This window comes from Ruania suaedae (genome assembly GCF_021049265.1).
Classification (GTDB): domain Bacteria; phylum Actinomycetota; class Actinomycetes; order Actinomycetales; family Beutenbergiaceae; genus Ruania; species Ruania suaedae.
This window is the reverse complement of sequence record NZ_CP088018.1, coordinates 2,804,137-2,820,126: the sequence shown is the minus strand read 5'-3', so window position 1 is coordinate 2,820,126 and position 15,990 is coordinate 2,804,137. Positions and strand designations below refer to the sequence as shown.

General features: G+C 71.1%; 13 protein-coding genes. 7 read left to right on the top strand and 6 right to left on the bottom strand.

Features of this window, described 5'->3' with window-relative positions; genetic code table 11:
• The first annotated feature begins 204 nt into the window (after positions 1-204).
• The gene (locus tag LQF12_RS12920) at positions 205-1,524 is read left to right on the top strand and encodes a right-handed parallel beta-helix repeat-containing protein (RefSeq protein WP_231053328.1); all 1,320 of its coding nucleotides are present in this window, start codon (positions 205-207) and stop codon (positions 1,522-1,524) included.
• Position 1,525: 1 nt separating this feature from the next.
• Here LQF12_RS12920 and LQF12_RS12915 read toward each other — a convergent pair whose 3' ends face one another.
• Genes LQF12_RS12915 through LQF12_RS12905 form a run of 3 tightly spaced genes read right to left on the bottom strand, consistent with a single transcriptional unit; the run spans position 1,526 to position 4,919 of the window.
• On the bottom strand, positions 1,526-2,371 hold the full coding sequence (locus tag LQF12_RS12915) for a glycosyltransferase (protein WP_231053327.1): 846 nt from the start codon (positions 2,369-2,371) through the stop codon (positions 1,526-1,528).
• Positions 2,368-3,642: a Coenzyme F420 hydrogenase/dehydrogenase, beta subunit C-terminal domain gene (locus tag LQF12_RS12910; RefSeq protein WP_231053326.1), complete on the bottom strand. Its 1,275-nt coding sequence runs from the start codon at positions 3,640-3,642 to the stop codon at positions 2,368-2,370. Before LQF12_RS12910 ends, LQF12_RS12915 begins: the two co-directional genes overlap by 4 nt.
• A complete protein-coding gene (locus tag LQF12_RS12905) occupies positions 3,639-4,919 on the bottom strand; it encodes a polysaccharide pyruvyl transferase family protein (protein WP_231053325.1) in 1,281 nt (426 codons plus the stop codon). Before LQF12_RS12905 ends, LQF12_RS12910 begins: the two co-directional genes overlap by 4 nt.
• A gap of 137 nt (positions 4,920-5,056) precedes the next feature.
• Between LQF12_RS12905 and LQF12_RS12900 the strand changes: the two genes are divergently transcribed.
• From LQF12_RS12900 to LQF12_RS12885, 4 genes are read left to right on the top strand one after another with little or no spacing between them, the layout of a single operon-like run.
• The gene (locus tag LQF12_RS12900) at positions 5,057-5,782 is read left to right on the top strand and encodes a YveK family protein (protein ID WP_231053324.1); all 726 of its coding nucleotides are present in this window, start codon (positions 5,057-5,059) and stop codon (positions 5,780-5,782) included.
• Positions 5,769-7,307: an O-antigen ligase family protein gene (locus LQF12_RS12895; RefSeq protein ID WP_231053323.1), complete on the top strand. Its 1,539-nt coding sequence runs from the start codon at positions 5,769-5,771 to the stop codon at positions 7,305-7,307. Before LQF12_RS12900 ends, LQF12_RS12895 begins: the two co-directional genes overlap by 14 nt.
• Positions 7,304-8,197, top strand: coding sequence for a glycosyltransferase family 2 protein (locus LQF12_RS12890; protein WP_231053322.1), 894 nt, complete (start codon positions 7,304-7,306; stop codon positions 8,195-8,197). Before LQF12_RS12895 ends, LQF12_RS12890 begins: the two co-directional genes overlap by 4 nt.
• Positions 8,194-9,033, top strand: a complete 840-nt coding sequence (locus tag LQF12_RS12885) for a glycosyltransferase (RefSeq protein ID WP_231053321.1) — start codon at positions 8,194-8,196, stop codon at positions 9,031-9,033. The genes LQF12_RS12890 and LQF12_RS12885 overlap by 4 nt, the downstream gene beginning before the upstream one ends.
• A 3-nt stretch (positions 9,034-9,036) precedes the next feature.
• On the opposite strand, the gene asnB is transcribed toward LQF12_RS12885, so the two are convergent.
• Positions 9,037-10,896, bottom strand: coding sequence for an asparagine synthase (glutamine-hydrolyzing) (gene asnB / locus LQF12_RS12880; RefSeq protein WP_231053320.1), 1,860 nt, complete (start codon positions 10,894-10,896; stop codon positions 9,037-9,039).
• 306 nt (positions 10,897-11,202) lie between these two features.
• On the opposite strand from asnB, the gene LQF12_RS12875 reads away from it, so the two are divergent.
• A complete protein-coding gene (locus LQF12_RS12875; RefSeq protein WP_231053319.1) occupies positions 11,203-12,156 on the top strand; it encodes a PQQ-dependent sugar dehydrogenase in 954 nt (317 codons plus the stop codon).
• Positions 12,157-12,172: 16 nt separating this feature from the next.
• Here the strand turns inward: LQF12_RS12875 and LQF12_RS12870 are convergent, their stop codons facing one another.
• Positions 12,173-14,044 carry an ABC transporter ATP-binding protein gene (locus tag LQF12_RS12870; RefSeq protein ID WP_231053318.1) on the bottom strand — a complete coding sequence of 624 codons (1,872 nt, stop codon included), beginning with the start codon at positions 14,042-14,044 and terminating at the stop codon, positions 12,173-12,175.
• 101 nt (positions 14,045-14,145) lie between these two features.
• Positions 14,146-14,904 carry an ROK family protein gene (locus tag LQF12_RS12865; protein WP_231053317.1) on the bottom strand — a complete coding sequence of 253 codons (759 nt, stop codon included), beginning with the start codon at positions 14,902-14,904 and terminating at the stop codon, positions 14,146-14,148.
• Positions 14,905-14,938: 34 nt separating this feature from the next.
• Between LQF12_RS12865 and truA the strand changes: the two genes are divergently transcribed.
• Positions 14,939-15,844: a tRNA pseudouridine(38-40) synthase TruA gene (gene truA, locus LQF12_RS12860; RefSeq protein ID WP_435531191.1), complete on the top strand. Its 906-nt coding sequence runs from the start codon at positions 14,939-14,941 to the stop codon at positions 15,842-15,844.
• Positions 15,845-15,990: the final 146 nt, after the last annotated feature.

Sequence of the window (15,990 nt, the reverse complement as noted above, 5' to 3'; positions counted from 1 at the left end):
TGTGTGGGTGACACAGCGCAGTAGCACAGACAACGTCCGAGGCGGTTGCGTGATGAGATCGCCCTGAACCCCAAGGAGTACCAGCCAGTGGCCAACCGTGAGAATGACCTGCGCAGACTTCGCAGAACCGGCTCTGTTCAGCCCAGAAGGTGGCGGCGAGCGCCCGCCATCCTCTCCGTCCTCTCCCTCGGCCTGGTCGCCGCCGTGGCCTCCGTCGCGCCGTCGGCCGCGGTGGCCCAGGTGCGAGAGGCGGGTAGTTGGGCTGCCGGTTCCACCGATGCCGGTGACAGCGGCGGTCCGACCGAGGCAGCGGTCGCGGATCTTGAGGAGCGTTCCGGCACGATCACGATCACCGAACCGGGAACTGTCGTCGACGCCATGTACGTCCGCGGTGCCATCAATGTGCAGGCCGACGACGTGACGATCAAGAACTCGGTCGTCGCCTACACCGGATACCACAGCATCAGGGTCTTCCCCGGCGCCGAGGGCACGCGAATCCTCGACACCGACGTGCACTGCATGCGCACTCGCACCAACGGCGTGGTCTTCGGCAACTACTACGCCGAGGGAGTGGCGCTTCATGGGTGCCGCAACGACTTCATGTTCTCCGAGCGCAAGCCGGCGGACGTCGTGAACTCGACCGTGGACGGCGAGCCGTTCGAGACACCGGGAGCCCCCGTGCCCGGAACACCCGAGCCGAGCCCTGAGCCGAGCCCCGAGCCGAGCCCCGAGCCGACGCCGGAGCCGAGCCCTGAGCCGAGTCCGGAGCCGAGCCCCGAGCCGTCATCCGAGTTCCCGGACGAGAGCAGCACCGGCGTCCCGAGCGGGGTGAGCCTGACCTCCTCCGACAGCCTGACGATCACCGAGGACGGCACCGTCATCGACGGACTCCACGTCCGGGGCACGATCACCGTCGAGGCCGATGACGTGACCATCCGGAACACCCTGGTCCAGGGTGGTGGTGGCGGCTACCCCATCGATGTCAGCAGTGGCGTGACGGGCACGTTGATCGAGCACGTCGAGCTGGACAACCTGGGGAGCACCGGCATCGGGATCCTCATGAGCGGTAGCGGAACCGTCCGTCACGCGGACATCCACTCGGCGGAGGACGGCATCCGGATCCAGGCGGACGGTGTCACGATCGAGGACTCCTACATCCATGACCTGCAGCGTCAGCAGGGCGGTCACCACGACGCGATCCAGATCCGCAGCGGCGACGACGTCACGATCCGCGGCAACAACCTGCAGGCCTATGTGGCCTCGACGGACGATCCGATGAACTCGGCGATCCAGATCGGCTCGCTCTCCGGGAGCGACCGGATCTCGAATCTGCTGGTCACCGGGAACTTGATGAACGGCGGGAACTACACGATCAACGGTGGCGGCCGGGGTGAGGTCGACAGCGCGACGTACAGCGACAACCAGTTCGGCCGCGACTTCAAGTTCGGGGTGGCCGGCAATCTCCAGAACAGCGACTGGGACTCGTCCAACGTCTGGGCCGACACCGGAGAGCCGGCCCGGTAGGTCACCAACGGGCTGGGCGCCCCCGCAGGAGCGCGAGACGGCGGCGCCCCGCCCGGACCTTGGCACGCCAGCCCGCGTAGCTGCGCGGGTCGAGGGAGGCTGTCTGAAGGATGGCAGCGCTCCGGCGCAGCTGCTCCGTCCACTCGGTTACCGTCGAGACCCCGTTCGCAGCGGCGGACAACGGCATCCGTGCGGAGAGGTCGGCATCGGTCCGGATCAGCGTGTGCGGCGAGCGCGGATCATCCATGTGATCCTCGGGCACGAACGGGTAGTAGAAGCCGTTCACGGAACCAGTTCGCGCGGTCCGGATGCAGTAGTCGGTGAAGGTTTCCTCGGGGCCGATCGTCCCGTGGCGATCCACCAGGGCTCGGGGCATCAGGTACCCGCTGCCCTGGACCCAGAGGTTGCGCATCAGCCGATGCCCGCCCGCGAATGTCTCGATCTTGCGCGCGGCCAGCTCCGGTCGGAAGTCCTCGGGCGGATGGCGCCAGCTCCCGATCACCCCGAACTGCGGGTTCGCGTCGTGCGCCTCGGTGAAGGTGTCCAGCCAGCCCGGAGCGACGAGGCAGTCGTCATCCACCTTGGACACGAACCGTGCCGAGGAGTCACGCCACAGCCACGATGTCGGCTCGCGGAGCTTCACGTTCTCGCGACTGTGGTGGTAACGGTGAACTCGAGCGTCCGCCACGAACGGCCGGAGCGCCTCGATCGTGGCCTCGTCGTCACCGTTGTGCCACAGCCAGACGCGGTCGTGCTCACCCAGCGTCTCCAGCAGGCGAGGCAGGCTCAGGTGCAGGTACCCCGCGCTGCGGTAGGTGATCATGACGACGTCGGCGCGATGGCTCATCGGCGGCCCTCCCGGGCCTCCTGGGCCTCCTGGGCTCCTACCTCCGGGCGCCGGAGCCGACGTGCCCGGACGCGCCGCCAGGTGCCACCGGTCGAGGTCACCTTGTCCCTGAGCGAGAGCTTCCACCACAGCCGGAACGCAGGCATACCGCGATAGGTGGGGGCCGGCAGACCGAGCAGACGCATGGTCAGCAGCCGTCCCCAGACCGCCCCCCGGGTGGACTCCAGGCCGGGTTGTGACTCCCGTAGCCGCTCGAGCGGGAGCTCATGCCCCGCCACGACGCCATCTGCCAGTGCAGTTGCGAGCGCCGCCCGGCCACGTTCGGTCCGGACGATGACCAAGGATCGACCGGACTCGCCCTCCTGGAGCTTGCGGTACCAGGGGTCGCCGATTCCCAGATCGGCGAACTCACCCGTGTGATCGGGGCAGATCAGACAGCGCCACTGTCGGTGCTTGGTGAGTGCGCCCCAGGACTTCTCGTAGGTGGTCGAGGCCGAGTCGCCACCGGCGGTCACCACGCGGAACCGTCCGGGCCAGCCCTCACCCCGGTAGTCGAGCCTGCTCACCTCGGCCGGATCCACACCGAGACTGCGGATCACCTGGCCGGTGGCCGCGGTGGAGGGTGTCCCGGCGCAGAAGATGCCGATCGTCAGCGCCAGCCGTTCGGCGAGTGCGGGCCGGAGCTCGCCGGCGGTACGGACCGCGGCGATGTCACAGGGCTTCCCGACCACGATGCACGGCCCCTCGGCCTCCTCCACGAGGTCGAGCCGCTCGCACGGGCTCGCGGGGGAGTACCGGGAGCCGGCGGCTCCGACGATCTGCTCGTAGGTGCGGTTGAGGACCGTCTCGTTCTGCAGCGGGTCGTCCTTGGCGGCCTGGATCTGCAGCACTCCGACGGCGGAGCCCGAGGTCACGCCGTGGGCGGACAGGGCGCTGACGACGCCCCCGGAGGAACCCCGATGGCGCAGGTCAGGGTCGGTGGACCAGCACTCGTACAGCGCGAGCACCGGCCCCCACTCACCGCCGTAGGGGGCGCCGTCGAGCGCTCCGGCGGGATGCTCGAGCCGACGCCCGGGGCAGGCGGTGACAGGGTTGCCGCCGGCGCCGCCGGCGCCGCCGGTGACGGCGGCGATGGGCAGGGGGCGCCGGCCCACGCGGGGGACGTCCGCCATGGCCAGCTCGTCGGGGCGAAGATAGGCACAGACCCCGCAGCCCGTGCACAGGTGGGCATCGACCACCGCGCCGATCGTCGAGAGTGACCTGTCCTTCATCCCGCCGACACCGCCCGGTGCGGGCTCTCACGCCATCGGCGGACCGTGTCGAGGACCTCGCGCAGCTGCGCGCGTGACCGCTCGACAACCTGGGGCGCGCGGTCCTCGAGAACTGTTCTCGTCACTGCCCGGCGCTCGAAGGAGCCGATCATCCGGTCCGCCGCATCGCGCCCTGCCGTGCGCCGGGCGTCGACCACCTCATCGCCCACGCCGCACGTGTCGAAGACGCCCCGGGTCTTGTCGCTGTAGACGTACGCGGCAGCCGGTGTCAGCGTCGAGAGCGCGGCGATGGTGGCGTGCATCCGGCTGCCGACGAACCAGTCGCACCGGGCGATGCTCCACTTCAGCTCGGCTGCGTCGAGCTGCGGCGGAAGGAGAGTGGTGCGAACCCGTTCACGCTCGCTGAGGTGTTCCAGCACCAGCCTGAGCGCGGCCACGTCGCTCTCGTCCCGCCCGCCCGGCACGTGGACGTGCGGGACGAGGAGCACGTGGGCTCCCGCCGAGATCAGGCCACGAACCACGGCGACCATCGTCTCGAGGTAGTCGCCGGCGAGCCCGAAGCGAGCGTGCCCCGCTGCGCCGACCAGCAGACCGCTGACGTTGACCCCGGCGAGCGGCCCCTCACTCCCCACCTGCTCGATCCGCTCGGTGATCTCCGCGCGCGGGAGGCGCGGTTCCAAGGCGAAAGCGACGTCCACGCCGCTACGCAACCGGGTATCGTCCCCATCCCGACCGGCAAGTTCGAGCAGGCGGTCGTGACTCCACGGGTCGCGTGCGTAGGCCAAGGCAGCGGATCGGACGATGCGCTCCGCACGGCGTCGACCCGCTGCGGTCTTGAAGGGGCCATAGGTCTGCGGTAGCAGCACGAGCGGGCGGCCGGCGCGCAGCGCAGCATCCTTCGGTGCGCAGACCATCGCCAGGCGAGCGGGACCGTAGAGGTCGGTGAAACTGTCGCCGGCGCTCAGGTCGAGGATGGCGTCGGCTCTGGCGAACCGCCGCGCCACAGGGTTGATGCGAGGCCGAAGGGCCTGGGCGAGGCGGATCTGCGCCCAGCTCTCCGGTCGGTGCCAGCGCCGGGACAGCCGCACTCCGACGTACTCGAGCAGCTCCGGTCGACGACCGTCACGCCGCACCCCCCAGCCGTCGTCGAGGACGCTGAGGAGCGTGTGCGGACTGTCCCGTTCGACGGCGTCGATGACCGATCGGCCGAGTGCCTCGACGCCACGGTTGCCGTTCCCGATGGCGGCTCCCGCGAGGACGAGACGGAGCCCTGTCATGGTGATGAGTATGCTCGCGACTGCAGCACGGCGCGGAGATATTGCGAAGTTTTCGTGAGAAGCCTGCCTGGCGCTGCTCCCGCGGGTAATCTCGGCTTCTAGGCGTGCGATGGCGCTGCCCGGAGGGAGAGTCCTCGATGGATGTCTGGCGGATCACGGTCGCGGCGCTGCGGCGCTGGTACATCCTGCTGCCACTGCTTGCGTTGACCGGCTACGCGACTGTCACGGTCGGTGACAGCGTCAGACCGCAGTACGAGGTGACCGCGACGGGGATCCTGGTGCCGGGAATCGTCGAGTCGGAGATCGCCAACCCCTACGGGGGGCTGGAGGACACGGCCACCGTGCTCGCGATCGTGCTCGACAACCCGGCCAGCCGGGCCCATATCGAGTCCCTCGGCCTGAACTCGCAGTACGTGGTCGATCCGCGCTCACGCACCACGATCGTGGACTTCTCCGTGGTGGGAGAGACCCCCCAGATGGGGCTGGCCACGGGCAAAGCCGTCCTGGACCTGGCAAGCGAGGAGCTGGCGCAGCGGCAGGGGGCTGTCGGCATCCCTGCCGATGCTCAGGTGGGTGTGCAGATCCTGCAGGCGCCGTCGGTGACGGCCGTGGTCGCTGACGGGAAGATGCGCAACATGGCGATTGTCGCCATGCTCGGCGCCGCCGTCTCCGTCCTCATCGCGATCCTCTTCGACGACATGGTGGGGCTCATCAGGCGTGGGATCGGCAGACGACGCGAGCGGCGGGCCGCACCACGGGAAGCGGCAGGCGCCGGGACGCCCGAGGATGAGGTCGTCCGCGCGGTGGACCAGGCTGCGTCCGCATCCCGGCTACTGACGTCAGCGGGTGATGGCAGGTCCTGACCGGCGCGTGGAGGCGCCGGGGTCCCCGCGGTGGCAACCGATCCTGTTGCGGATCCCGGCCCCGCTGCTGCGGGCGCGCGAGGAGTGGGTGCCGGTGCTGATCCGTGGTGGCACGATCACCACGCTGGGGCTCCTCGCCCTCTTCCTCGCGCTGCAGTTCCTCATCCCCGCGCGCCTCGTCATCGGCGGGATGGGTGCGGTGGGGCGACCGTCCGTGGCGATCGGGATACTGCTGGCGTTCCTGTGGGTCGTCTCGGCGATCCGCCCGCATCACCTTCCGGCAGGACGGCAGCCGATCCGCTGGGCCGTCGGTGTCTTCCTCGCCGTCCAGCTGGTCGGGCACGTGGTGGGCTTCGATCGCCTCCCGACGGCGGCCCAGGCGAGCGCCGCCGACCGCTGGCTGATTCTCATGGCGGCCCTGTGCGGTGTCACCCTGGCGGTCGCGGACGGTATCCGCACGCGCGGCGACCTGGATCGACTCCTGCGGCTGCTGGTGGTCTTCGCCTGTGCGATGTCCCTGGTCGGTGCGCTGCAGTTCTTCGCCGAGCTCGATCTGACCCGCGCCATCAGTATTCCGGGGCTGGTGCAGAACTACGAGCTCATCCACGTCGGCGCGCGCGGAGATGGCGACTTTCCCCGGGTCGCGGGTACGGCGAACCACTACATCGAGTTCGGCGTCGTGCTCGCGCTGGTCCTGCCGGTCGCGATGCACTACGCGCTGTTCTCCCCGCCCGGACACTCCCGCATGTGGCGCTGGTCCGCCGTGGGCCTGATCGCTCTCGGCATCCCCCTGTCCATCTCCCGCTCGGCGATCGTGACGGTCTTCGTGGTGATGGTGCTGATGGCGATCATCTGGCCCTGGCGGCAGCGATACAACGCCGCGGTGATCGGGGTGCTGGCCACCGGGGCGTTCCACGTGCTGAACCGCGGGGTGCTCGGCACGATCAGGGGCCTGTTCACGAACGCGGAGAACGATCCGAGCGTCCTCGCCCGGATCGAGCGGACGGCGACGGTGCTGGAACTGTGGCGCGATCGGCCGCTCCTCGGATGGGGAGCCGGGATGGTCACTCCCGAGGAGTTCTTGCTCCTGGACAATCAGGTCTACATGTTCCTCATCGCCGGCGGCGTGATCGGCGTCGCCGGCTTCCTGGTGTTCTTCGTCCTTCCGTACCTGCTCGGCCGCAGCATTCGCCTGCGTGGGCGTGACCAGGAGACCCGGCATCTCGGCCACACCCTGGCGGTCACGATGCCTGCCGCCGTCGTGGCCAGCGCGACCTTCGACTCGTTCTCCTTCGCCACCTTCGTCGGGGTGATGTGTGTCCTGATCGGAGCCACCGGAGCGCTCTGGCGCCTCGACGGCACCAGCGTTGCGCGCCCGCTGCAACTCGCCACCCCGGGTGACACGTTCGTCACGACGCCGCTCATGGCGCAACTGCGCCGGCGGCTGCGGGCCGCGTGGATGGCGACGCGCCCACGCCACTACGGGCGGACGGCGACGCGGAGTGGGCGAGGAGGGCAGCGGTGATCGACTGCGTGCTCGTGATCGTCTCCTACCGGAGCGCCTCGGACCTCGACGCTCTGCTGGCCACGGTGCCGGCTGCTGCCGGGACCCTCTCGTGGCGCGCCGTCGTCGTCAACAACGACCCCGACGATGACCTGCGACCGATCCTCGCCGGCCGTCCGGAGGCCGAGCTCATCGAGGCCGGAGCCAACCTGGGCTACGCCGGCGGCATCAACCGTGGCCTGGCGGCCGCACCGGCCTCGAGGTGGATCGTCTTCCTCAACCCGGATCTGCGGCTGGGTCCCGGTGCGCTCGAGTCCTTGGCCATGGCCACAGGTGGGCGGGATGCGGTGGTCCCGGCCATCGAGGACGAGGACGGCCGGATTCAGTACTCCCTGCGCCGGGAGCCGACCATCCTCGGCTCGCTGGGTGAGGCTCTCCTCGGTGACCGGTGGCCGTCCCGCCCCCGGGCACTCAGCGAGATGGTGCGCACCCGGGCCGCCTACGAGCGACCGGGCACCGTCGACTGGGCCACGGGGGCGGTGATGCTCGTGCCCACCGCCGTCGTGGCGAGGGTGGGGCCGTGGGACGCCGACCGGTTCTTCCTCTATTCCGAGGAGACGGACTACTGCCGGCGGCTGCGTACGGCGGGAGCGAGTATCCGGTTCCTGCCGGAGGCGGTCGTCAGTCACCGCGGCGGTGGATCTGGGACCTCTGATGCCCTGCACGCCCTGCAGGAGGTGAACCGCACCCGCTACTTCGGCAAGTGGCACGGCCGGGCCGCCGCCGCCGCATTCACCGCCGTCGCGGTGCTGTCCAACGTGCTCCGCTGCCACCGGCCCCGGAACCGGGCGGCCCTGCGGGCGTTGCTCTCACCCGCCGCACGCGCGGCCCTGCCCGGCGGCCCGCGATGAGTGCCCCGCTCGGCACCGTGGTGATCGCGGCGCACCAGGAGGAAGCCGTCCTTGCCCGCACGCTGCAGCACCTCGACGAGGTGGTCCGGAACGGGCTGCTCGACGTGGTCGTCGTGTGCAACGGGTGCACGGACGCCACGGCCGACGTCGCGCGTGCTTTCGGAGTCCGGGTCCACGAACTGGCGAAGCCGTCGAAGACCGCCGCCCTGCGAGCGGGGGATCGTCTCGCTCTACCCGGGCCGCGTCTCTACCTCGACGCCGACGTCGAACTGACGGGGCGGGCCGCCGTGGCGACCATGCGCGCACTGTCCGCGGGGGCGATCGCCGGGCGCCCACCGCATCGCTTCGACGTCGCGCGCTCGCGGTGGTCCGTGCGGCGGTGGTACGCCGTCCGGGAGCGACTGCCCTCGATCGCGGGCGCGCTGTGGGGGGCGGGGTGCTACGGCCTCTCCCGCGAGGGCAGGGCCCGCTTCGGGGAGTTCCCGGAGATCGTCTCGGACGACCTCTTCGTCGACGGCCTGTTCACCGAGCGGGAGGTGGTGATCGTCGCCACCGATCCGGTGATCGTGCACGGGCCCCGCACAGTGGCCGACCTGACGCGCATCCTGCGTCGGAGCTACCGCTCGCAGCACACCGACGCACCCGCGCACGGTGCCGGACCGATCTCGGCCGGCCAGCGGGCCCAGCTCCACGACATGCTCGACCTGGTGCGCCGTCACCCGGCGCGCCTGGTGGACGTCGGTGTCTACCTCACGTTGATCTGCCTCGCCCGGGTGCGCGCACGGATCGGGACGGCGCCGCGATGGGAGCGCGACGTCAGCTCCCGCAGCGTCTGAGACCTAGCGGATCCGGTCACCGGCGGGTTGCCTGAAGAACGTCTCGTGCCAGACCTCCAGGGAGAGCAGCGCGAAGATGCGTGCCTCCTCGTTGAACCGTCCGCTCTCGTGGCGCTCGAGGAGTGCGCGCACGGCTGCGCGGTCGAAGGTCTCGGCGACGAAGGAACCGGAGTCGGTGAGGCGGGCCCGCACGCTGTCACGAAGATCCTTCCGGAACCACGCATCGAGGGGGACACGGAACCCCACCTTCCTGCGGTCGACGACCGAATCGGGCAGGGCCCTGCGGGCCACCTCCTTCAGCGCCCACTTGGTCGTCCCCCGGCGCACCTTGTACTGCGATGGCAGCCGGAACGCCAGTTCGACCAGCCGATGATCCAGCAGCGGCGGCCTCAGCTCGAGCGAGGCGGCCATCGACATCCTGTCCCCGCGCTCGAGCAGGTTGTCGGGCAGCCACGAGTCCAGGTCGTCGAGCAGCATCGCGCGCAGCGGGTCGGTGCCGCCGGCGCCGGCGTCTCGGGGCGCGCGTTGCGGCAGGCCCTGGAGCAGCCGCCGGCGTTCCGTCGTGGTGAACGGGGCGAACCATGCGCGGCGCTGCTGGGTCGCCGTCGGCTCGGAGAGGACACGCACCGCCGTACGGTGCCGGGCGGCTCGCCGGGGCAGGTGCCCCTCGACCAGGCTGCCGAGACCGGCGCGCAGACCGGCGGGAGCCGTGGCGAGCATCGCGGCGGCGCGCGCAGCGCGATGCTTGGGGTATCCGGCGAACAACTCGTCGCCGCCTTCGCCGGAGAGCACCACCGTCACCTCCTCGCGTGCGGCCTGGGCGAGCCGGAAGACGGCGATGTCGGCCGGCTGGGAGACCGGGGCGTCGCGGTGCCAGGTCAGTCTCGGCCACAGTTGCTCGAAGTCCTCGGCGTCGACGAGGACCTCGTGGTGGCGGGTTCCGAGGAGCTCGCTGACACGTCGCGCCCAGGGCAGCTCGTCGTCGTCGGTGCCGGAGAACCCGGCGGCGAACGTGTGCAGCTCCCGGCCCGGGTCCAACGCTGCGGCGGTCGCGGCGATCAGGCTCGAGTCGACTCCACCGCTGAGGTAGGCGCCGACCGGCACGTCGGCGACCAGGCTGGCGCGGACCGCCTCGGTCACGGCCTCGGCGACGGCCTCGACCACCGCGTCAGGGCTCCAGAGGTCGATGGCGTCCGGCTCGGGCACCGACCAGTAGCGCACCAGGTGCATCTCACCGGTGGCGTCGATCTCGGCGCGGTGCCCGGCGGGGAGCTTGGAGACGCCGGTGAAGAGGGTGTGCGGCGCCGGCACGGACAGCGCGGTGAGATAGGCGTCCAGGCCGGCGGCATCGACTGCCGGGGACTCGGGCAGCCCAGCGATCACGGCCTTGATCTCCGAGCCGAAGACGAGGCGCTCCCGATCCAGGTGGTAGTAGAGAGGGAGCACTCCGAGCCGGTCCCGCACGAGGTGCACGACCCCGCCGCGGTGGTCATGGAGCGCGAAGGCGAACTGTCCCACCAGCCGGTCGACGAAGGGGAGTCCCTCCTCGGCGATCCCGGCGACGATCGTCTCGGTATCGCCCTCGGTCCGGAAGGGGTAGCGCAGCCCACGTCGCAGCGCGCGGTAGTTGAAGATCTCGCCGTTGAAGACGATCGTCCACCGACCGTCCGCACTGTGCATCGGCTGGGGTGAACCGGCGAGATCGATCACCGACAGCCGCCGATGGGCGAACCCGACCGGCCCCTCGTGCCAGACACCGGCGTCATCGGGCCCGCGGTGCCGGAGCGCGTCGGCCATCATCAGCAGCCGGGCGGGTGGGACCGGCTCCGCGGAGAAGTGCCGGATCCCGGCTACCCCACACATGAGCCGAGCATACTGTCGGGCCCGGAGCCGCGGGCTCGGATGCGGTGCCGATATCCCTGCCGGTGACGGCGACATGGTGGGACGATGTCGAGGTGCACCGAGCCCATCGGCCGGCACAGGCGGGAGACTCCCATGACGGTATGCACGGCGCGCGCGCCCCACGTCTTCACAGTCCTGGTGGCGGTTGCGGTGGCGGTCGCGGGATGCACCGATCCGTCCGCGGACGAGCAGCCCCGGGGCGGTCCGGCGCCGACGGCGACCGGGGGTACACCGGCAGAGAGTGGTTCCGGGACCATGGAGGTCACCGTGGCGGAGACCATCGCGACCGGGCTGGAGGCACCCTGGGACCTCGCGTTCCTGCCCGACGGCGCCGCGCTCGTGACCCTGCGCGACAGCGCACACGTGGTCCGTATCGACGACGACGGTGCCACGCGCCTCGACGCCGGCGGCCCGGACGGAAGCGTCCCGGAGGTCCAGCACGAGAACGAGGACGGCCTGCTGGGCCTCGCCCTCGGCCCCGACGATGGCGTGTACCTGTACTTCACCACCGCCTCGGACAACCGCGTGGTCCGATTCGACCTGGACGGGGACGCGCTGACCGACCCCCAGGTGATCCTGGACGGCATCCCGTCCGATCCCAATCACAACGGTGGACGGCTGGCCTTCGGGCCTGACGGGTACCTGTACGTGACCACGGGCGATGCCCGGCAGGTCGACCTCCCGCAGGACACCGACAGCCTGGCCGGGAAGATCCTGCGGGTGACGACGACGGGAGAGCCGGCGCCGGGCAACCCGTTCGGGAATGAGGTCTGGAGCTACGGTCATCGCAATGTGCAGGGCCTCGGCTGGACCAGCGACGGCCGCATGTACGCCTCCGAGTTCGGCACCAGTGAGTTCGACGAGCTGAATCTCATCGAGCCGGGGGGCAACTACGGATGGCCGCACATCGAGGGCTGGGCGGACGAGGCCGGGTACATCGATCCCGTGGTGACCTGGCCGACCGAGGAGGCGTCGCCGTCGGGGATCGCGGTGACCGACACCGGCGTCTGGCTCGCCGGCCTGCGGGGCCAACGGCTCTGGCACGTCCCGCTCGGGCCGGACGGGGAGACGGGCGAGCCACAGGCCTTCCTGGATGTCGGGCGGCTCCGCACGGTGGTCACCGCCCCCGACGGCGGGCTCTGGGTTCTCACCTCGAACACCGACGGCCGGGGAGAGGCCGGTCCGGACGACGACCGGATCCTCCGGCTCGAGCTCTCCTGAGGCCGTAGGGCCTGGGTCATCCGCCCGGGGGCTCGGTGGGGAGGTAGGCGGCTGCCTGGATCCGGAACAGCTCGGCGTAGTGACCCTCGGCCCTCATCAGCTCCTCGTGCGTGCCGTGCTCGACCACTGATCCCGCCGCCATCACGTAGATCCGGTCGGCGGTGCGCACGGTGGAGAACCGGTGGGAGATGAACATCGCGGTCCGGCCCTCGAGCGTGCTGCGCAGGTTGGCGAAGAGCTGGGCCTCGGCGCGGGGGTCGAGAGCGGCGGAGGGTTCGTCGAGGATCACCAGCGGTGCGTCCCGGTAGTACCCGCGGGCGATGGCGACCCGTTGCCACTGGCCGCCGGAGAGGTCATGGCCCCCGGCGAACAGTCGCGACAACGGCGTCCGATAACCCTGCGGCAACGCTTCGATCGCCTCGGCCGCACCGGCGGCTCCTGCAGCCGCGCGCACCTTCCCCTCGTGCGCAGGACCGGACACGTCGCCGGCCGCGACGTTGTCCTCGGCACTGAGGGCGTAGCGGACGAAATCCTGGAAGATCACCGCGATCCTGCTGTGCACGCTGGCCGGCGACCAGGTGCGGATGTCGGTCCCGTCCCACCGGATCGCGCCGTCGTCCGGTTCGTACAGTCCGGCGACGAGCTTCGCCAGCGTCGTCTTGCCGGAGCCGTTCTCGCCGACGATGGCCACCACCTCACCGGCGCGCAGCTCCACCGAGGCCTCGCGTACCGCCGGCTCCTGCGAGCCCGGGTAGGTGAACCTCACGCGGTCGGCCTGGACGACGGCGAAAGCCGCGGGAGCCGGGGGCCGGGGTGCCGCCTCGCTCGCAGGCCGGGCGAGCTGCAGGAACCCCTGCAGGTCGTCGAGGAAGAGACCGGACTCGAAGATGCGCTGGACACCCGCGAACAGCGTCTGCACCTGAGTGGCCAGCACGCGGATCGCGACGATCGCGGCGCCGGCGCCGGCGACGTCGACCTGCCCCCGGACGATCATCCAGACGAGGACGCCGAGCGTGAGCACCAGCACCACCGCACTGGCCAGGTTGCCCAGGATCGACAGCCTCGCGCGGCGGCGCAGGTGCTGGCCGAGGTGCTCGAGGTACCCGTCGTAGACCGCCGCGAAACGCGTGTGCAGCCAGTTCGTGAGCCCGAACGCCCGCACCTCCTTGGCCTCGTCCCGGCCGGTCTGCAGCAGCGTGAGGTACTGACGCATCCGCAACGACGGTGTCTGCCGCACCGAGAAGTCGAACTCCAGCCTGCTCTCGCGCCGGCTGGCCAGCAGCACGGGCAGGCCGCCGATCACCAGCAAGGGCAGGAGCAGCGGGCTGATCGTCGCGAGCGCCGCACCGACGCCGACGCTGGCGGCGAGAGCGCCTCCCATGGCGATCAGCCCCTGGGTGACCTGATAGGGACGGGAGAGGGCGTTCGACTGCACCCGCTGCAGCCGGTTGAAGAAGCCCGGCGACTCGAAGCTCGCCAGATCCACCCCGGTGGCGACGCCGAGCACCTGGTCCCACATCGCCCGCGCGACCAGTTCCCCCAGCATCCGCTGCATGTGGCCCTGCACGGCACCGATGATGGCCGTTGCGGCCGTGAGACCGGCCAGGCCGGCCACGGGGATCCACAGGGCGGGCGTGAGACCCGACTCCTGCTCCAGGGCGAGGACGGCGGTGAGCACCGCCTGCACCACCAGCACCTGGCCGGCCAGCGCCACCGCAGCGGCCACCTGGAGCACCAGCAGCCCGAGGAACAGGCGGGGGCTGGAGGCCCAGACCAGCCGCACACTCCGGCGCAGCAGCACCGACAGTCGACCGAGCGACTTGCGCTGGGCCCGGGCCTGCGCGCGCAGCAGGATCGGATCTGCCTCCTCGTCCGCGCCAGCCGCCATCCAGCGTCTCCTCGCCCGCGTGCCGGATCTCATTGAACCAAACCGGGGCCCCCGCTGTACGGGGAGCGGGCCACCGGTTTTGCCGGACCCGGGTGGGGCCCTCAGGTCCGCAGGGACCAGACCCGCACGCCGCCGATGATGCCGGCACTGTTGGGCACGACCACGACGTCGTCGTCGAGCCGGTCCAGCACCGCGGGCGCGAGACGACGCGAGTTGCCGCCCCCGATGTAGAGCCGGTCCCAGAGGTAGACCGGGCGCAGCACCTCCACCACCCGGCGGATGCGTCGTGACCACATGGCATCGCCGAGCCGGAGGCGCTCGTGCTCACCGACGTATTCGTCGTAGCTCAGGCCCCAGCGCACCGGACCCTGGGAGAGTTCCTGGTGCGGGGCGAGGGTGCCGCCGTCGAAGAGGGCGTTGCCCAGGCCGGTGCCGAAGGTGAGCATCAGCTCCAGGCCCGCACCGGCGATGACGCCCGCGCCGTGGACCTCGGCGTCGTTGAGCACGATGGCGGGTAGCCCGAGGCGGTCGGAGACGGCGGCCCGCATGTCGAAGCCCGCCCACGCCTGGACCAGTTCCGGCAGTTGGCGTGTGCGCGGGCCCGCCCGCGTGACGTAGTGCGGGGTCGCGATCACCACCCCGTGCCGGATCATCCCGGGCATCCCGACGGTCACGCGGCCCGCCGGGGGCAGCTGATCGGCGAGGTCCGCGATCACCTGCAGCAGCCGCTGCGGCGGGAGCGGGTAGGGCGTCGCGGTCCGGACGGGCTGGGCGTGCATGGTGCCCGCGGCGTCCAGGACCGAGGCCTTGATGCCACCACCGCCGCAGTCGACGGCGAGGGTGGCGGGAGACTCGTGCACGCCTCGACTGTACGCGGTGTGGTGAACTGTCGGGGTGCCCGTGCCCACCGATCCTGCCGCGCCTGCCGACCGTGATGCGGTACCCCCGGGCCTGGTCCGGGTGCGGCTCGACCTCGCCTACGACGGCACGGGGTTCTCCGGGTGGGCGGCCCAGCCCGGACGGCGCACCGTCGAGGGTGAGCTGAGCGCCGGCCTGGCTCGCGTCCTGCGGCTGGACCGGGTCCGCGTGACGGTGGCGGGCCGCACCGACGCGGGCGTGCACGCCCGCGGCCAGGTCGCCCATGTGGATGTGCCCCTCGACGCCTGGCTCGCGGCGCCCGGACGTAGCGAGCGCACGCCGGCACAGGCGCTGACACGACGCCTGGGCGCGGTGCTGCCGGAGGACGTGCACGTGAGCGCGGCCGCGGAGGCGCCCCTCGGCTTCGATGCCCGCTTCTCCGCGACCTGGCGTCGTTACACCTACCGCATCGCCGACTCCGGGGAGGCGCGTGACCCGTTGACGCGGACGTGGGTGACCTGGCACCGGCGCCCGCTCGACGTCGCCGCGATGGACCTCGCCGCCCAGTTGCTGCTCGGTGAGCACGACTTCGCGGCCTACTGCAAGCCGCGCCCCGGTGCCACGACCATCCGGACGCTGACCGAGCTGCGGTGGGTCCGTGATGATGACGGGCTCGTGGTCGCGCACGTACGCGCCGACGCGTTCTGCCACTCGATGGTGCGTGCCCTGGTCGGAGCCGGCCTGGCGGTGGGCGAGGGCCGCCGCCCTGTGGACTGGCCGGCGCAGGTGCTGCGTTCGGGGCAGCGGAACCCGGCGGCAGGGGTGGCTCCAGCGCGCGGACTCGTGCTCGAGGAGGTCGGCTACCCTCCGCCGACCCAGCTGGCGACGCGTGCCCGGACGGCGCGTGCAGTCCGGTCCCTGCCGGCGTCGCCGCCGACGTGACGCAGATCCCTCGGCTCCGCTTTGACCGGCTCGGCCGCGGCACAGTACTCTGATGAGTCGTTGTGCGTCCATGCACGCTGGTCGGTGCTCCCACTCACCGTTCCGGGACCTTCAGGACGCTCACCACCGTAGAAGTGACCAGAGGG